Below are 16856 nucleotides of genomic sequence, written 5' to 3'. Positions count from 1 at the left end.
AAGAAATGAAAAATAAATCATTAGGGTTCGACCCCTTGGCACATGTACCGGTATCGGTCGGTTTAGTTAAATCTTTTATAGTCAATCATTTAAATCGGATTTATGCGGCAAAAATACATCTGTTGAAGAAACTGCCTTTGTTGCTTAACCATGTAAAGTTTTCCGTATTGCAGGATGTTATCCTGGAAACAGTTAAGGATGTTGAAAACCAGCTTGCAAGGATTGAAATGGTTTACAACCTAATCGATTGTAAGGCATCCCTTAAGCGCATCAAGGGGTTGACGAGCCTGATAGATGAAGCTTTCCATTCGATTGAACGTGCAATCAATGATGATGAAATATCCGATCTTTCCATCATTTTTTACCTTCAGAATATCAAAAGTGTGGAGATGTCCTCTTTCCAGATGCTGCAGATCGCCTCAGCGAAACTGGGAAATGACGAGGTGTCTGAATTGCTCACAGAAAATTTTAAGGCAGCGAAAATGGACCGTCTACTTTTTGTTCACGTGTCCACAAAATATGTGATTAATCCTGTATGATTTTCAGCGCTATTGCGAAATTGAGGTAAGAAAAGATTCAATGTCATCAAAAGCTTTGTTTGCACATAAAATTCTTCATGCTTTAGTTTTGGGCGCAAAATCCGCCAAGTTGTTTTTACTCCGCAAGGTGGTAAGTATTGCGGATGATTGATTCGGGTGATAATTTTTAATCATTACCTTTGACTGAAATTGATGCAGTCATAAAAGATGATCCAATCAGGCGATGCCACCTTTACTATTTCTCAGAAACACCTGAATGATGCACTCATACAGGCCCAAATAGGCTTTTGGGAATTAGATTTACAGAATGGTAACAGCATGATTTGCACAGCTCAGTGTAAGCGGAATTTTGGCTGGGAAACAGATAAACAATTTTCCTATAACCAAATGTTAAGTTGCATTCTTGCCAAGGACTTGCCAGCAATGATGTCCAGTGTGCAACATGCCATTTCAAACCGCCAACTCTATTCAGCCCAATACCGGGTTCGCCATCCCGACGGTCAGGTGATATGGATTGAAGCCAATGGTGAGGTTTTATTTCAGGAATCTCTCCCCGTTAAAATTCTGGGCACGACCGTAAATATTACAGAAAGAAAAGATATCGAAATCCTGCGCGATGAGCTCATAAATGTTGCCATGCATGAGCTTAAAACACCCCTGTCCGCAGTGAGGGCCTCCCTTCAAATTATCGAACGTCATTTGAAAGACCAGCAGGATAACAGGGTTTTGACGGTCGCATCCCGCGCACTGCTTTCTGCAGACCGGATCTCCCAACTATTGCATGAGATCTCCTCTCCAGTAGTTTCAGCTTCACAGGAATTAAAACTTAACAAAACCAGGTTCGATTTTTGTGCCCTTTTGAAGGAAAGCGTGCATAATGCACTCATCATAAATCCAGAATGCACGATAACGATCGAAGAATTAGATGAGATTATCATCTGCGCTGATCGTTGCCGGATCGGGCAGGTAATTACCAATCTGCTTAACAACGCAATTAAATACTCAGGCGGGCCTGCAGTGGTTGATATCGCTGTCACAATCAGCAGAGAAACCCTGACGCTGTCTGTCCGGGATTACGGGATCGGTATCACGGCTATCGAAAAAATGAAAATTTTCCAAAAGTTTTACCGTGTGAGTCATGCTGAGAAAATAGACGGATTGGGAATCGGTCTTTTTTTATGTCATGAGCTGGTGTTGAAGCATGCTGGATCCATTTCAGTTCATGACCCTGACGGAAGAGGAAGCGTTTTTCAAGTCAATTTGGCCATTATTTAAATCGAATAACTTTTTTCTTGTTTTGGAGCTTTGTCCTGCCGAAATATCAGATTTCCGGTTCCATTGAAACCGGAAAATCTGATGTTTTGCAAGGTTATTACTAATGGCTATTCGGCCATGATTCGCAATAGGTCATTTTTGTGGTTAAGTCATTAACAGCTTTTTTTGGGGTTATCTGGAATTAATCATCGTGGGCAAAATATTTGTTGCCGGACAAATGGGCCCCAAATTCTGCCGTCGCCCTTCCAATATCTGGTAGCAGCATGATCAGCTTAGCGTTGTGCTACTGGTGCTGCTGCCAGCAGTAATCCAGGTACCATTCGCCCGGGATCAGGATAAGGGATGGGCTTGGCCAGATCGCTGGTACCACGCTGCTTGTTCATTGATGGGAACTGTTAATGGGATGCTTTGTATTGAACTGCAATGATAAGCAAAAATGGTTTTGGGGTGCACTTATTTAAGGTCTTAAATGATGTGTGCCAATGGCGTGTATGTTGCCTTCTTTCCACTATAGTTTTTTTTCCCTGGGTTTGACCTGGCTGCTGATCCTTGGTAATGGAATGGCAATCAATGGATGTTTGGACAGGCTTATAATGGTCTTTTCATTGCGGCTTATGCTTTTAACAAAAAGGAGTTGGGCAAAGACCGGCTCCATACTAATCACCAATATTTATTCAACTAAAAAACGGCTGCTTCTACCCAGCCAGGATTTTCATCCGGGTTTTATGGCTTTCACCCTGATGATTAATTACGTGGTACAAATCTGGGGAGTTTTTGCTGGTAAAGAACTGCAATGCTGATATTTGGTAAAATGGGCTGATTTGATGGTTTATTTCGGAATATTGTTTTGTGGATTGGTATTTCATTAGCGGTCGATGGAATTAAATTTTATTTTGCGGGGTATGGCCAAGGGTTTGGCTTACAGGGGTGATTTGCAAATTAGCAGGGGAAAGCAATATATTTCGCTGGTTGGAGGAGAAGTTGTCCATGTCCATTGGCGAGCCGGCCAGGCGTAGGGCTTCGGTAAGGAGTCGTAAGCGGTTGAGCAGGACCAAGTTTTGGCTGAACTGAAGGAGCATTGGAGCGCAAGATGGATGATGATGGGCGGTAGGGTTTTGATAGAAGCCCCTTCGCTGGGCAGTTTAACTGCATGGCGATTTTCTTTAACGGCACATGAATATCAAAAGGTTTACTGAGGTACTCCCCGGCGGTGTATCCACCAGTCATTTTCGGGCGGTCAGCGTGTGTAGCCAGAATGGAACCTTCAGGGTATTATCTGGTATTTTTACGGATATGGACTGGAGAATATTTGTTATTTTTGAATTGTCTATATCCCAATATTCAAATCTGATGTCGAAATATTATTTTACAGGTGCCCAAGGGCGGAGGTATACTTGTACACTTCTTATTTTCCGGGATTGTGGTGAGGATGTGTATAGTTTCCGTATTGATTACGATGGTAATAGCCTGAATATTATAAAAAGAGCCTCTGGCTGGGCGTTCCATAGTGGGCGGGACCTTTACCTGGACAGATGGATTTCAGAGCTGGGGGAGCAGGTCGATTCCGGAAAGCATTTATAGCGCAATAAGAGCTAAGCTCGGGGTAGAGGGCTACCTGTAACTGCGTCCGGTTTTGCGGAAAAGAAGCTGGCTGCTGTAGCGGACACCAATCAAAAAGAACATTTTTCAGCTATCTGATTCGTATCGGTTCACATTTAAATTATTTTAATCGGTTAAGTTTAGTCCGGATAAACGGCCCTGCAGTTAGACATTCCCACACGTGGGCTTAATGGAGTGCTGTATGCGGTGATGAATTTTCCTGGGCAGAGGCAGGTTACATTGGTATCCGATTGCCTTTTCATGTTTTTATTTTTAAGGGCATACGCAGTAAGATTGTTCGTTAACTGCTGGTGCGGGGATTCGTATTTTTAGCATATAAGGTATGTGCGTTGACAATGATGTGTATTTTTTGACCGGAAGTCCATCAGGGAACGTTTCCGACCGGATAGGTTTTTAGAACCTGGCGGATCTGAGTTTGCTTAAATACTTTTTGGCAAAGGATGATATATCGCTGTCGCTTGAGGTGGCGGCTTTGGCTAGCAGTTTTTCCGCTACTGGCCGGTCACTGATGAGCAGGCCCTGGTAAGCGCTGTCGAAAGCTGTTCCATTGAGTTTGGAAAGGCTTTCTGCAAGTGCAGTGTTTGCCTCATCGTTTATTCCTTTTGGGGTTGTTTTGACCAGTCCACTGTTTCCGGCTTCCCCCGCTGTATTGTTTAGCCTTGCAGTATCCTTCAGGTTTTCCGGGCTGGAGTCGGTGCGGCCATCAGGACGCTGTCCGCCCGCCGGCAATGTGCCTGTGAGTTGTATCGATTTGTTTTTGGCGAGCACTTTTAGTTCTGTGCTGAAGCTGCTTAAAGCCTCAGTTGCTTTATTCCCCCACACTTTGGTCTTATTGCCCTGTTTGTTTGCCAGTCCGGCTGCCCTCAGCTGTTTGCTGCAGAGTAGGTTTAGTTCGTTAAGTGTGGCGGCGTCACTGGACTGGGTTGTTGTGGACCCGGTGATGTGGGTTTGTGGCGTTTCTTCCAGCTTCGCTGGTGTGGCGAAGATTAATGAGTTCGCCAGAAGAATGATGCTGGTATGGGTGATGTTGATCATGGTGTAAAAGATTGATGTACAGTTACAACATGTTTGAATAGGATTGGTTTTGCTTATTTGCCGATTGGGAGGAGGGGATGGGTGTTTGGTTGCTGCGGGGCGGATTTAAACATACAGGTGCAGTGGGATTTTGCTGTACACATCAGGCAAGTCCTGGCTGTGAGGTTGGGAGGATGGGAACGGTGTAGATTATGGATGTTTATGGATCACCTTATGGTAATTTTTGCGCTGCTGAGTAGCTTTGATAAGGGGATTACGGTCAAACAGGGTCGGGATAGTGGAGGGGGAAGGCTGGTGACTGACTTTTCCGGGTTGATAATGGCCAGTAGAACAGATAAGTAAAAAAAGGCTGTAGCAAACTGCTACAACCCTAGTTTGTGGTTTAATGTGAGTGTATCTTAAGAGTGGGGCTTAGGGAAGTTTTGCCCCTTTAGTCACCGGCTCCGTCACGGTAGTTTTTCAGGTATTTTTTGAGCAGCGACCTGGCCTGGTGGATGTGTGTTTTGACCGTGCCGAGGGGAATACCGAGCTCCTGGGAGATTTCCTCGTATTTGTAGCCCTCGAAGTAACGCCGGAAGGGGTAGCTGTAGGTTTCGGGAACACTGGCCATGGCTTTGCGGATATCCTCCATCATAAAAGTGGAAACCGATGCGTTTTGGGTGGAGCTTTTAAGCAGGTTCGGGCTGCTGAGTTCTTCCTCCTGGCCGATGATGGTCTGCCTTTTCTGGGCCTTGTGGTAATCGTTGATAAAGGTGTTGCGCATGATCACATACAACCATCCCTTTACGTTGGTGCCCCGGTCAAAATTAGCACAGAAACGTACCCCTTTGACCAATGTGTCCTGTACCAGGTCCTTCGCTTCGTCCTCGTCCCTGGTGAACTTTAATGCATGCATGTGGAGCGCGACTGCATGCTCGCCTGCAATCAGGCTGAATTCGTTTTGATCCATGTTGTTTTCAATTAGGTATAATAGCTGGATAGCTAACAATCGCGGGGCTTTTTGGTTTCGGTGAGGAGGTGATCAGGGGTAAAGACCGTATTTATACCTGGGGCAGATGCGCATAAAAAGGAATTAATTACCGAAGGCCGGAGGATGGCGGGGAAGGATTGGCGGGAGCGGTGTCTTGCGCCATCGGATGAAAATGAAAACGGGAACCCATCATCAGACAGGTTCCCGTTTAATCTAAATTAACGCTCTCCTATACATAAGCGTAAATTTCTGCTTTTTATTGTGAGCAGGGAAAAAATGTTGCCCTTATAAGCGGTTTTTGAACAGTTTCAGCACGGAGGCTGTTGCCAGTGCGCCGGTGAGATAATAGGCAATGGTCAGTGTGGTTGCTTGCGCATTGCGGGCGACTGGTTTGGGGTCAAGGCCCATGGGGCGGGGCAGGGTGACTGCGCCGATACCTGCGGCAAGGCCCAATGCAATTGCCTTTGGCCAGATCAGGCTGTTTCTTCCGCCGATCAGGCTATAGTATACTGCATTTCCGGCAACATCGCCCGCAAGGGTGGCCAGATAGCGGTTGTGTTCGTCTTCAATGCCCGTGCCCAGGTAACGCAGTGATTTTTGCAGCGCCTGTTCGCCCAGGCGATCAATATGCGGCATACCGCTGCCCTTGCTTTTAAGGGATTCGTGCAGGATGTTCAGCACCACTGCGCCGGCGAGGCCTGAGATGAGGTTTGTGATTTTGCCCATTATGTGTTTGTTTTAAGGGTTGAAGGGTAGGTTATGGTCTGGCCGGGATCAGCTGTGGCCGGCAGCTGCGATGTATTCCGGATCAACGGGCGGTTGGTGCTCAAGCGGGATGGTGCCGAGGTAAGCGCTTTCCAGCTTGTCCAGATAGGATTTAAGTGTGGCGATCTTTGCGGTCACCTCATCTTTTTGCGACTGGTTATGTTCGGGCGCACCGTCCATCGCGTTTAAGGTATCAACGGCGTAGTCCATGAAACGCTTGGCGTTTTCAGATAGGGTCAGGTTTTCCATATAATGATATTTTGTTCCGGTGATGACCGGGTATTGTAAATACAAAGTTTATAGTGAATGGTTTTTGGCATGCAGGAAATTGATTATTCTCTGGGGTTGTGTTTTATGATGGTTGAAGATTCTTTTTGCTAAAAATTTTAGTATAATTTTGTGGGATAATAATAGTAAGGGGTTTATGATCAGGTCGTTTGAGAAAAGAGCAGAGCAAAAGATTTCGGGGTTCCAGTCCCCGGCCGCGGATTATCTGGAGGGCAGGCTTGACATCACCGACAGGCTGGTAATCGATCCCCATTCCACCTTTTATTTTCAGATGGAGGGGGAGGATATGCAATCCTTCGGAATTTCTGGTGGCGATATCCTCATTGTAGACCGCTCGCTCACTGCTACGCATGGGGCTGTGGTTGTGGCCTTTCTGGCCGGTGCATTTAGCTGCAGGGTGTTCCTCTCCGAAAATTCAGGGGCCTTGCTCAAAAATGACCAGGATGTTGCGCGTGAGACGGAGATCGGATCACTACAGATATGGGGGGTGGTGACCTCGGTCTGTAGGAATATGTTGCCAAAGGCATTAAGGACAGGGAGGTACAGCAATGTTTGCACTTTGTGACTGTAATAACTTTTATGCCTCGGCCGAAAGGCTTTTCCGCCCGGAGCTGAACGGCAGGCCTGTTGTCGTGCTGAGCAATAATGATGGCTGCGTGATTGCCAGGAGCGAGGAGGCCAAAGCCTGCGGGATTAAAATGGGCGATCCGGAGTTTCTGGTGCGGGACCTGATCAAAAAGTTTGCGATCCAGGTATTTTCCAGCAACTATGTGCTGTATGGGGATATGAGCGAGCGGGTGATGCACCAATTGAGCAGATGGTTTCCCAGGCTGGATGTTTACAGTATTGATGAGGCTTTTGGCTGGCTGGGCGGGGTTAGGGAGCTGGAAAGTTATGTGCCCCGGATCAGGGAATCCGTAGTGCGCAATACGGGTATCCCGGTGTCGATAGGGGTGGCGCCAACCAAGACGTTGGCCAAACTGGCCAATAAAATGTCCAAAAAGAGCGGAGGGGTGTTGGTGCTGGATAGTGAGGAAAAGATTACCGCTGCAGTCCGGGAATTTCCGGTACATGAACTTTGGGGCGTTGGAAGGCAGCATTACAAAAAGTTTGAAGCGCTCGGCATAAGAACGGCGGCAGAGCTGAGGGATATGCCTGAAATGTGGTTCAAGCAGCACATGACCATCATGGGGCAGCGCATGTGGAATGAGCTTTGGGGCAGGCCTGCCATTCCGCTGGAGCAGGTGAGGGAAGTGAAGAAAGGCATTACCGTGAGCCGCTCGTTCAGGAATTATATTGAGCAGCCTGAGATCCTGGCTGAGGCGGTAACGCTGTATGCCAGCCGGCTGGCGGAGAAACTGCGTAGGGAGAAGCTGCGCTGCCTGTACCTGCAGGTATTCCTGTATACCAATAAAAACCGGGAAGACCATCCCCAGCACTTCCCGAGCCATACCCATAAGCTGCTGATTGCCAGTAACAGTACAACTGATCTGGTGGGGGTTGCGGTGCGGGTTTCGGCAAAGCTGTTCAGGCACGGGGTGAAATACAGGAAGGCGGGGGTGATCGCTACCGGACTGGTACCGGAAAGCGAACTGCAGCTCAATGCCTTTTTTGACCACGACGGTGGGAAGAAGGATACGGTGTCTGCTGTACTGGATAAACTTAACCTGGCTTTTGGACGGGGAACGCTGCGTATGGCGAGCGAGGGGTATGAAAAGAAATGGCGGCTGAAACATGAATATCTCTCCAAAGGTTATACCACCAGGTGGAGCGACATTATAAAAGTTAAATAGGAACAGATAAAAGGAAAAAGATATGTGCGGAAGAACACTGATAGGCGAAAGCCTGGCAATGGCGGCAAAGGCCGGATTGCTGTTGGGCGGGGATCCAAGGGAAAAAGATACCAACCGGCCGCCTGGAACGGATATGCCGGTAATACTGGATGCCAGGCCGGGCAGGTTGCATTATGTAAAGTGGGGCTTAATTCCCGCGGGTTCTGCTGAAGTACCAAAGTTTTCCACCACTTATTGCAGGATCGAAACGATGCATTCGCTGCCCAGCTATAAAAACCTGATCGGGCGCAGGCATTGCGTATTTGTGGTGGAAGGCTTTTATGAGTGGGACCGTTCGGGGAGCAGCAGGCAGCCTTATTATTTTGAAAGGAGCGATGGGGGAATGCTGTTGATGGCAGGTTACTGGGACAGCTGGAAAGATCCCAAAACGGGCATCGTGATCCCGTCCTGTACGATGATCATGCAGCCGGCCAACCGGTATGTTGGCAAGATCCATGACCGGATGCCCTGTATCCTTTCGCAGCGTGAAAGTGCAGTGTGGCTGGACAGGGAACTGCCTGCCGCTGAAAGATTGAAAGTCTTACATCCGGTAGATGATGAGCTGCTGAAGGGCTGGCAGGTAGATGCCAAGATCAATAATGCAAGGAATAAGGATGCAAATAACAACAGGCCTTCGGGACCGGACCTAACGCTTTTTGACTAGCGGTTTTGGATTTTCTTTCCCGGTCTTTGTTTTCGGGTTTGGTTTATTGCCGGCTTTAATGCCTTTGCTTGTTGCCGGTTTTCGATCAAGATCATTTGGTTGCATGTTGGACCTGGATTTGGAAAGGGATTTTGCCAGAGGGCTAGTACCTGCCTTTACTTTTAAGGTTTTTGATTTTGGTTTAAGTGCTTCGGAAGCTTTTTTTGACCGGGATTTAGGCAGTGATGTTGCCATGGTTGTAGTACTGGTGTTTGTTTTTACATTTTTTGGTTTTTCTTTAAGCGCTTCTGTTTTCTTTTCAAGCCTGGATTTTACGGTGGCTTTTGCTGGCTTCGCCTTCAGGCGTTTTTCCAGTGCCTGCAATCTGGACTGCCATTTGGCCAGCGTATCATCATTTGATACCTGCCTGTCTTGGTTGCCGATCAGGCCGAGAATCCTGGCCAGTGGGGCAGTGTCTTTGGCCAGGCCACTGTGCGTGCCGAGCCAGCTTTGGTAGGCGGTATCCAGGTGCGCTTGCTGGGCAGGGATCAGCGCTTTGAGTAATTGTACTTCGCTGTTCAGGTCTTTGGTTTTTCGCAGCAGGACGAGCAGGCGGGTTGCGGCCTGGAGATGGACAGGATTTCCTGCAAGCACCGATCTGTAGGTTTTGATGGCCTGCGGGAAATCAGCGGCAAGTTCAAAAGACCTTGCCTTTTCCAGTTTTTCCTTTTCTTTGATCCTCGCTTTTTTTCGCATGGTTGATCTCATTGGTTATTACGATGTTTCACGCTCCAGGATAATCTGGTATAACTCCGGCCAGATATTTTCTGCCGCGATCTGATAACCTTCCCGGAGCGGGTGGACACCATCATCCATGTTCAGGTAGCGGACGCCTGCAACATTTTTGAGGAACGAGGGGACCAGGGCAATGCCGTTTTTTGCTGCCAGTGCCGGAAAGATACCGCTGTAGTCTTCTTGATGCAGTCCGGTTGCCCAGTCGGGAAGTTCGATGCACAGGAGGAGGATAGCTGCAGACGGGCAGCTGGATTTAACCCGGCTGATGATGAGCTGGAGGTTGGACAGGATCAGTACAGGACTGATGCCGCGCAGGAAATCATTGGCGCCAAGTTCCAGCACGAAAATCGCCGGGTTTTCATGGAGTACATGCTCCAACCTGGATTGGGCCGAAGTGGTCGTGTCGCCACTGGTGCCGGCATTGATCACGCTGTAGTTTAAGTTCAACAGTTTTAACTTTGCGCCGATAAGGGCTGGTATGGATTCCCTGTCCGGGTCTTTTAGTCCGTAGCCGGCTACCAGGCTGTCGCCGAAGAAAATAATTTTATTGTCCATTTACCATTTCCTTTCGATGGGTAAGCCGGCGGGCAGTAGCGCCGCTCCAATGGGTACATATTTGGGCCGGGATTGCGATAAGTCCTTCCAGTGACATTTATATTGATGATTAAGGTTATCTAAGAACCTCCGAACTGTTTTGATTGTTTTGACGGAGTGCTTATTATGGTAGTATAACAGTGTGCCTGTTTTTGGACGTTTATGCAGTTGCCCGGGTGCCGCTGGTCTTTAGACTGCCGGCAAGGTACGCTGGTATACTCCTGGCAAACCTTTTGTCTTTAGCGACTGTTGTTATCCAAAAACGACCGGGATGTTTCCAAAACCAAAGCCCCGTGAGACAACCGGTCAGCAGATATTACCATGGACAGACCGGGAAAAGATATTAATGCTACTGCAGGGATTAATGCCCGCAGACCATCCTATCTGGGTTTCGGGAAAGAAAAATACGCCTGGAAAAGTGATGTGGACTATAGGGCACATCCGGAGTTGTACCGGGTTGGGAAAGGCGAGCAGGGGGTGCTGATCTGCCAGCCGTATAAGTCTGTCATCGGTCCGTTGTGGCGGTTCAAGAATCCGGATATCGCGCTGGAGAGTGCTGAAGCTATTTATGAGTTGTTTAGCGGTTTTATGGATGTTGGGGATTTTGTGGGGGCTGACCTTGCGCGGAAATACCTGCAGATGGGCTATACCCGGGCGAGGCGCTATGCAAACTATAAGGGTGGTCGTAAGTATGATAAGGCGAATGATTATGCAATGCTGGAAAGGGGAACGGGAGAGCAGCTAAAGGCGGGGTCAGCCGCAGTATTTTATGATTATTGGCAGAAGGCAGAAGATCACCCGGGTTATAAACGGGCGAAAGCGGATTGGAAAAAAGCTTATGGTTGAGTTTTAGGAAGGTATTGATTTATTTTTTGGTAAATAAGACTAATATGATGGATAACGATAAAAATAGTGGTGCCCTGAATGGTGCCGATAGGGCCAGGTTTGAAGAAGGGCTGGTGGAAACCCGTTATACCGAACAGGGCGAGCCCTGGTATGTGATCAGGGACGGGCTTAATGTGGAGGAGTATGCGGTGTTGGCCAAGTCAGTTTTGGAGACAGAGAAAGATATTGCACATGATTTTAAAGGCAAGGTGATCAGCGAGTCCGGAGACAGCGAAGCGTTTTTTGACTATAAATCAGGCTGGTTCCTGGAAGGACTTGCTGGAGGGGAGATAGAATAGCGTTCCATAGCCGGGTGAAGGGCCAGGGTAATTCGGATGGTTATGGGAGATTTTGGCCGGTAAACGCTGCACGCTGTTAAATTTATAATGATTTGGTAAACAATATAGGTATAAGCCGTTTGGCAGAGGGAGGATGAGACAGCGTATATACCGGGAACTCACAACAGCTCATTGCCCTAAAGAATGGGCTGGACGTAAAAAAAGCCCCGGAGGGCCTGTATGGTTTGTGTGTATATTGTGCTTATTCCGCCGCTGCCTCTGCATTGATCGCTCCGACTGCGATTTGGGTTAATGCCTCATCAGTGGCTTTTTCGTTTTCAAGGGTCTGGGTCAACAGGTCTGCAATATCCTCACGCCCCATGTTCTGCGCAAATACCCTCAAAGTTCCATAGGTAGCGATCTCATAATGTTCCACTTTTTGCGCGGCCAGGATCAGCCCTGCATCACGGATCATGGTTCCTTTGTCCGTATCGGCAATAATGCCATCAGCCTCTTCCAGCAGACCCGCCATTGCATCACATTTTTTAGCCGCTGCTTTTTCTTCCAGTAACCCGAATACCTGCTCCAGGGTGCTGATATGTTGCTCGGTTTCCGAAGTATGTTTTTCGAAAGCTGAGGCCAGTTCAGGGCTTGTGGACGCTTTCTTCATTTTTGGAAGGGCTTTGGCCAGGTGTTTCTCAGCCCAGTAAATGTCTTTTAGCTCATCTACAAAGAATTCATGGAATTCAGTGTTTTCGATTTTTCCTGTTTTAGAGGCCGCTGTACCCTTTGTTTTGGTTGTTGATTTTGCCGGGGCTTTGGCCGCTGTTTTTACCGTTGTTTTTGTCGTTGCCATAATTATTTTCTTTTATAGGTATGTTGGAAAAAGAACCCGTTTTACGCGTTAATGGTTTTGCGGATTTAGCTAATTCGTATTTATACGCTTTTTGGGTGCGGGAAAAACGATGCTTGTTTCCGGTTTTTCCGCAACGCAAAATCTGGAGCATAACTTCGCGTAGTTTTACGTTTTTTTTTCATCTGCAATCCACAGCTGGCATTTTACGTATATTTTAGAAAATAGTTATATGGATCAGGATGCATATCATTTAAAGCAGTCAGGGGAAAGTTCCCGCAAAAAATCGGGCCGGAGCCCGCATGCGGATGCCAGTAAATATCTTGAGATTTCCTCCAGGAGCGATGAGTCCGTTCTTGAAGGGATCAGGATAGGAGCGCGTATCAGAAGCGTGGACGGAAAGCAAGGTGTGGTAGCAGATGTCGAGGTGCTTAGGCGGTATGCGGAAGTTCAGTACTATTTCCGCCTGGAGCGGCGTGCAGGAACGATACTGGTAATTAAGTGATCCGGTAATTTTTGGCCAGACCCTGATCAATCTTTGTATCCAAATTTATTTTATTGATGGTTTAAGCTATCCTCTGCCAGGTTGCCCCGGTGGACTCACCGGGCTATATCCGGGGCAATAAATGATCAAATAGGTTAAGCAGTAAGCATTGGCCTGTCAGCGCATAGCTAGTTCCTCCCTGGCTTTATTTTTATGTACTGGCTGATAAGCCCCGTTCCTGTGATCCTGCTGGAAGGCACCGAAATCAGCGCATACCAGTGCGGCCTGCTCGGTAGCGATGTCCAGGATCTGCTGTTGCCAGTTTGTTCCGGAGGCAAACACTTTCAGTTCATCCTTGGTAGCCGATCCGTCCATGCCCGAACTCCTGAGCTGTGAGGATGCGGTGAGCATGGCCATGTCATCGATCACCTGGTAGAGCTTGCGGTACTCTTCCCTGATCAGTTTAAACTTCAGGGTATCCTTTACCGGCTGGAGTTCCTGTATGACATAGTCTTCCCTTTTAAATTTGGCTGTAGAAAGCAGTGATGCAGAGACATGCTGCATGCGTTTCTGTACCGTGACGATCCGTTCGGCCTCGTTTGGCCATTTGGGCTGGGGAATGTCGAGGAAAGGGATCAGCGAGGAAGAATAGGCCTGTTTCATGTCAAGGAGCAGATAATGGTCTTTTTTCTGTGTGCTCCTGAGCAGGAAAAGGTAGCGTTTCTGTCCCAGGCTTCCCGTTCCGGCCAGGCGGTAGACTACGTCCTTTACGCGGTAATTATAAGGACTGTCGTTATTTTGCGATAACCATTCCTCCATGAAACCGATCAGTTCGGATCTGAGCTCTTTTTTGAGTTTGAAATGCCGTTCGTCAGTCGTATCGAGTAGCAGTTTGCGGCCTTTTTTTAGTGTGCGTTTCTGCAGGAGTTCAACTGGGGAACTCTTCTCCGCCCTTTTTAAAAAGTCTCCGGTTATGCCTTTTGCTGTCCTGGGATCCAGGTCCATTGCTTTTCCGCCGATGAGTGTTGTACCATAACTTTTAAGGAAAAGTGCTGCCATGTTCATGGCCTGTTCGCCGTCGATCTCCAGGGTCTGGAAAGCAATGAAGATACTGGTCACCAGCCGTACCACTTCCCATAACACAGGCGCTTTGACCGCTTCATCAAAATCGTTCAGGTCGAAGTAGACCAGTTTATTATTGCCCTTGTAGCTACCGAAGTTTTCCAGGTGCAGGTCACCGCTGATCCATCCGGTAGGGGATTTGGGCATTGATTTAAGGGCCGAAATGCGTTCGTAGAACAAGTGGCAGGTTCCGCGGTAGAAGCGGAAGGCATTTTCCAGCATAGCGCTGTATTTCAGATTGACTATGGAGGGGAGGCGGTTTTTGTTGAATGCCCTTATTTTTTCGCTGCGTGATGACATATCGTATTTGTTGAAATGGATCGCTTTATTTTCTTAATCATGGCTTGTCTTAACACTTCTGGGTGACTGGCCTTTTTCTTCGGCAAGTTTTTCGGCAGAATCAATTGAATGTGATTTATGGATGTCGTCATCCTTTTCGGCCTCGTCCGATAGTTTTTGGTAATATTTACGCAGGGTATCCAGCTCGGCTTCGGTCAGGTCTTCGATATCGACCATGCGGTTACTGGCATGGCGGCTGGCAGCAAGGAGTTCGTTTAGTTTTAATTGTATGGCCTTGGAGTCCTTGTTCTGGGTTTTTTGGATCAGAAAGACCATCAGGAAAGTGACGATGGTGGTTCCGGTATTGATGACCAGTTGCCAGGTATCTGAATAGTGGAACAGTGGACCGGTGATGCCCCAGATGATGACGGTTGCCAGGGCGATGATAAATGCCCAGGGGCTACCTGTCCAGCAGGTGATCTGGTTGGAGATGCGTTCGAATAGGTTCTGTTTTTTCATGGTGTCTGATTGCATTTATAGCTAGTACAATGTTTAGCGGCGAATGGTTTTGGCGTTATTGGTATGTGTTTTATATACAGTGTTTTGTGTGTTGGTTTGCAGGCCGTATTTTTTATGGGAGTTTCCTTTTTCTGTTTTTTTATGCCCGGTTTTATTCCGGTATGTTATTAGAAAAGCTATTTAAGGGATTGGTTGATTAATATAGATATGGTCTATATAGTAGAATCATTTTTCCATTTTTCACCTGGTTTTGTGCTGGTTTAATACAGGAAGAGATAATCTACTGGGCTTGCCGCTTCTTTTTATTTGGCTGTTTTGATTTTTTGCCTGGTTTAATCCTGGTGTATTATTGGAAGAGATAATTAAAGGGGAACAGTCAAAATAGCTGTCGTATGGTTTAAGCAGGAGATGCGTTTTTTTACCATCTTTTCTGTTGTTTTTTTATTCCTTTTTGGACAGGTTTCTGACCTGGCTACTAAATATGGAGATGGAATTGGAAGACTTGCTGCACGGATTTGACAACAATTTGGCCAATGGCTGTGTTGCTAAGGGAATGGAACAGGAAATTAAAGGTTTTTATTCAGGAACAAGCGGGCTCATATTACCCGTGCCCAATAAACTGCATTATCCCGGGGAGTTCAGGGAAAAGTCGAGGCTCTGTTATTATGGCTCATTGATGGACAGTATTGAGATCAACAGTTCGTTTTACAAGATTCCGATGGCCGCAACGGTTAAAAAGTGGGCAGGTGAAGTGCCGGAAGGATTCCGCTTTACCTTTAAGCTGTTCAGGGGGATCACACATAACCCGCAACTGGCCTTTGATCCGGATGAGCTGGGCCGGTTTATGGAAGTGGTTTCGGCAGTCGGGGAGAAACGGGGCTTTATTTTGGTGCAGTTTCCCCCTGGTGTCAGGATAGCGAACTTTGTACAGCTCTCCAGGCTGATGGCCAGCCTTCGTGAACAAGACGCGGAAGGAAAATGGAAGATTGCGGTAGAGTTCCGTCATGCTTCGCTGTATATAGATGAGGTAATGGAACTTTTGGGGGAATATGGTTTGGGAATGGTTGTACATGATAAAGGCATGGGGGCTGGGCCTGCTGAAGGGCCTGATACCGATTTCCGTTACCTGCGTTTCCATGGGCCGGGCGGTAATTACCGGGGTAGTTATAGTAAAGATGTGCTGTCTGAGTATGCAGGATATATTGCAGAATGGTTATCGGAGGGGAAAAAGGTATATGTTTATTTTAACAATACGATGGGGGATGCCTATGGGAATTTAAGAACCCTCAGGGGATTGGTTGATGACATGGTTTAATGTGCGGTCAAGGTGCGCTGTCCGGCTTAGTGGAAAGCTGACTATCTGATGGATGGCAGCTTTTATTATTTCATGTGGTTTTCGATCTCGCCTGCAATCTGGTTGATCTCTGCTGCACCCAGTATGATGGGTTTGCTGTTCTGAGCAGGATGGTTATCGCATCCGACCAACCGCCACTCTTCAATTTCATCCCGTTGCATCAAAATCCAGTCCGAACCTTCCTGCCTTGTCGCTCCGATTATATTTTCTCCGTGGCTGATGATAAAATAATCGTCCTTTGGCATAATGCTTAAGATGAAGGGTTCCCCATTGTGGGAAATTTGGATGTTAAAGGCTGTCATGCTAATGGAACCCTGAAAATAGGTTTTTTGTTTCGGGTTCCTGGCGTTCTGGATAACCGAAGGGCCAAAACAGCATTTGACCGGTGATGCATTTTAAGTTTTTTTTTAATGGGCAAAACTTTTTAGCCGGATCATGGCTTTTTAAAGAAAGACCATATGGAAGAATTAACGATGGAGCTGAAAGCTTTTTTGGGCTCGCTTATCCGCGGAACAGCGATCAAAGGGCCTGCAGAAATCAATCTGCTCATGGCTGAAAATGAAGAGCCGGTAAGATCGACGGCAGTGCTTAACGCGCACATTGTCGAGATTATTGGTGAATTAACCCTGGCGAAAATAAACCTGGTGTCGACCCGGAGAGGTTTTAAATAGTTTTTCGCTTAACCATTAAGGGATGGTCTTTGTTATCACTTTAAATGGCTGTCCG

Annotated in this window: 19 protein-coding genes; 9 read left to right on the top strand and 10 right to left on the bottom strand. The window is 47.2% G+C overall.

The genetic code is table 11. The annotated features are described in order from the left end of the window. Positions 1–5: 5 nt before the first annotated feature. Positions 6–539, top strand: coding sequence for a DUF892 family protein (locus OC25_RS02250; RefSeq protein WP_052265896.1), 534 nt, complete (start codon positions 6–8; stop codon positions 537–539). Positions 540–746: 207 nt separating this feature from the next. Then, on the top strand, positions 747–1814 hold the full coding sequence (locus tag OC25_RS02245) for a PAS domain-containing sensor histidine kinase (protein WP_039471249.1): 1068 nt from the start codon (positions 747–749) through the stop codon (positions 1812–1814). Positions 1815–3827: 2013 nt separating this feature from the next. Here OC25_RS02245 and OC25_RS02230 read toward each other — a convergent pair. The 4 genes from OC25_RS02230 to OC25_RS02210 form a co-directional block, all read right to left on the bottom strand. Further along, on the bottom strand, positions 3828–4469 hold the full coding sequence (locus OC25_RS02230) for a DUF305 domain-containing protein (RefSeq protein ID WP_039471243.1): 642 nt from the start codon (positions 4467–4469) through the stop codon (positions 3828–3830). Positions 4470–4899: 430 nt separating this feature from the next. Then, entirely contained in the window at positions 4900–5418 is a 519-nt protein-coding gene (locus tag OC25_RS02220; RefSeq protein ID WP_039471239.1) for an RNA polymerase sigma factor, read from the bottom strand. A 306-nt stretch (positions 5419–5724) separates the two neighbouring features. Then, positions 5725–6165 carry a hypothetical protein gene (locus tag OC25_RS02215; RefSeq protein WP_039471237.1) on the bottom strand — a complete coding sequence of 147 codons (441 nt, stop codon included), beginning with the start codon at positions 6163–6165 and terminating at the stop codon, positions 5725–5727. Positions 6166–6213: 48 nt separating this feature from the next. Then, positions 6214–6453 (bottom strand): hypothetical protein, encoded by a 240-nt coding sequence (locus tag OC25_RS02210; protein WP_039471235.1) that lies wholly within the window; start codon positions 6451–6453, stop codon positions 6214–6216. 175 nt (positions 6454–6628) lie between these two features. Between OC25_RS02210 and OC25_RS28505 the strand changes: the two genes are divergently transcribed. Genes OC25_RS28505 through OC25_RS26650 form a run of 3 tightly spaced genes read left to right on the top strand, consistent with a single transcriptional unit; the run spans position 6629 to position 8988 of the window. Beyond that, positions 6629–7057 carry a LexA family protein gene (locus tag OC25_RS28505; RefSeq protein ID WP_425339062.1) on the top strand — a complete coding sequence of 143 codons (429 nt, stop codon included), beginning with the start codon at positions 6629–6631 and terminating at the stop codon, positions 7055–7057. Next, a complete protein-coding gene (locus OC25_RS02200; protein WP_039471232.1) occupies positions 7041–8285 on the top strand; it encodes a Y-family DNA polymerase in 1245 nt (414 codons plus the stop codon). The genes OC25_RS28505 and OC25_RS02200 overlap by 17 nt, the downstream gene beginning before the upstream one ends. A gap of 22 nt (positions 8286–8307) precedes the next feature. Next, positions 8308–8988, top strand: a complete 681-nt coding sequence (locus OC25_RS26650; RefSeq protein WP_052265894.1) for an SOS response-associated peptidase — start codon at positions 8308–8310, stop codon at positions 8986–8988. Here OC25_RS26650 and OC25_RS02190 read toward each other — a convergent pair. Together OC25_RS02190 and OC25_RS02185 are read right to left on the bottom strand one after the other, a co-directional pair. Further along, complete coding sequence (locus tag OC25_RS02190) at positions 8971–9735, bottom strand: hypothetical protein (RefSeq protein WP_039471230.1); 765 nt, start codon at positions 9733–9735, stop codon at positions 8971–8973. The genes OC25_RS26650 and OC25_RS02190 overlap by 18 nt on opposite strands. 6 nt (positions 9736–9741) lie before the next feature. Then, complete coding sequence (locus OC25_RS02185) at positions 9742–10317, bottom strand: GDSL-type esterase/lipase family protein (RefSeq protein ID WP_052265893.1); 576 nt, start codon at positions 10315–10317, stop codon at positions 9742–9744. 360 nt (positions 10318–10677) lie between these two features. On the opposite strand from OC25_RS02185, the gene OC25_RS02180 reads away from it, so the two are divergent. After that, positions 10678–11202, top strand: coding sequence for a DUF4385 domain-containing protein (locus tag OC25_RS02180; protein ID WP_052265892.1), 525 nt, complete (start codon positions 10678–10680; stop codon positions 11200–11202). 26 nt (positions 11203–11228) lie between these two features. Then, positions 11229–11540 carry a hypothetical protein gene (locus OC25_RS02175; protein ID WP_156131370.1) on the top strand — a complete coding sequence of 104 codons (312 nt, stop codon included), beginning with the start codon at positions 11229–11231 and terminating at the stop codon, positions 11538–11540. 241 nt (positions 11541–11781) lie between these two features. Here the strand turns inward: OC25_RS02175 and OC25_RS02170 are convergent, their stop codons facing one another. The 3 genes from OC25_RS02170 to OC25_RS02150 form a co-directional block, all read right to left on the bottom strand. Further along, complete coding sequence (locus OC25_RS02170) at positions 11782–12375, bottom strand: YciE/YciF ferroxidase family protein (protein ID WP_039471226.1); 594 nt, start codon at positions 12373–12375, stop codon at positions 11782–11784. A gap of 658 nt (positions 12376–13033) precedes the next feature. Next, positions 13034–14278: a DUF2252 domain-containing protein gene (locus OC25_RS02155; RefSeq protein ID WP_052265891.1), complete on the bottom strand. Its 1245-nt coding sequence runs from the start codon at positions 14276–14278 to the stop codon at positions 13034–13036. Between the two features lie 33 nt (positions 14279–14311). After that, positions 14312–14776, bottom strand: a complete 465-nt coding sequence (locus OC25_RS02150; protein WP_039471219.1) for a low affinity iron permease family protein — start codon at positions 14774–14776, stop codon at positions 14312–14314. 481 nt (positions 14777–15257) lie between these two features. Between OC25_RS02150 and OC25_RS02145 the strand changes: the two genes are divergently transcribed. Then, positions 15258–16091 carry a DUF72 domain-containing protein gene (locus OC25_RS02145; protein WP_245221858.1) on the top strand — a complete coding sequence of 278 codons (834 nt, stop codon included), beginning with the start codon at positions 15258–15260 and terminating at the stop codon, positions 16089–16091. 65 nt (positions 16092–16156) lie between these two features. Here OC25_RS02145 and OC25_RS02140 read toward each other — a convergent pair whose 3' ends face one another. Next, the gene (locus OC25_RS02140) at positions 16157–16375 is read right to left on the bottom strand and encodes a hypothetical protein (RefSeq protein WP_156131369.1); all 219 of its coding nucleotides are present in this window, start codon (positions 16373–16375) and stop codon (positions 16157–16159) included. 213 nt (positions 16376–16588) lie between these two features. Here OC25_RS02140 and OC25_RS02135 point away from each other — a divergent pair, with 213 nt between their 5' ends. Further along, entirely contained in the window at positions 16589–16801 is a 213-nt protein-coding gene (locus tag OC25_RS02135; RefSeq protein WP_039471215.1) for a hypothetical protein, read from the top strand. The last annotated feature ends 55 nt before the right edge of the window (positions 16802–16856 follow it).

Origin of the sequence: Pedobacter kyungheensis (assembly GCF_000812965.1) — a bacterium.
Classification (GTDB): domain Bacteria; phylum Bacteroidota; class Bacteroidia; order Sphingobacteriales; family Sphingobacteriaceae; genus Pedobacter; species Pedobacter kyungheensis.
The sequence above is the reverse complement of the archived record's forward strand: the minus strand, read 5'-3'. Positions and strand labels throughout refer to the sequence as shown.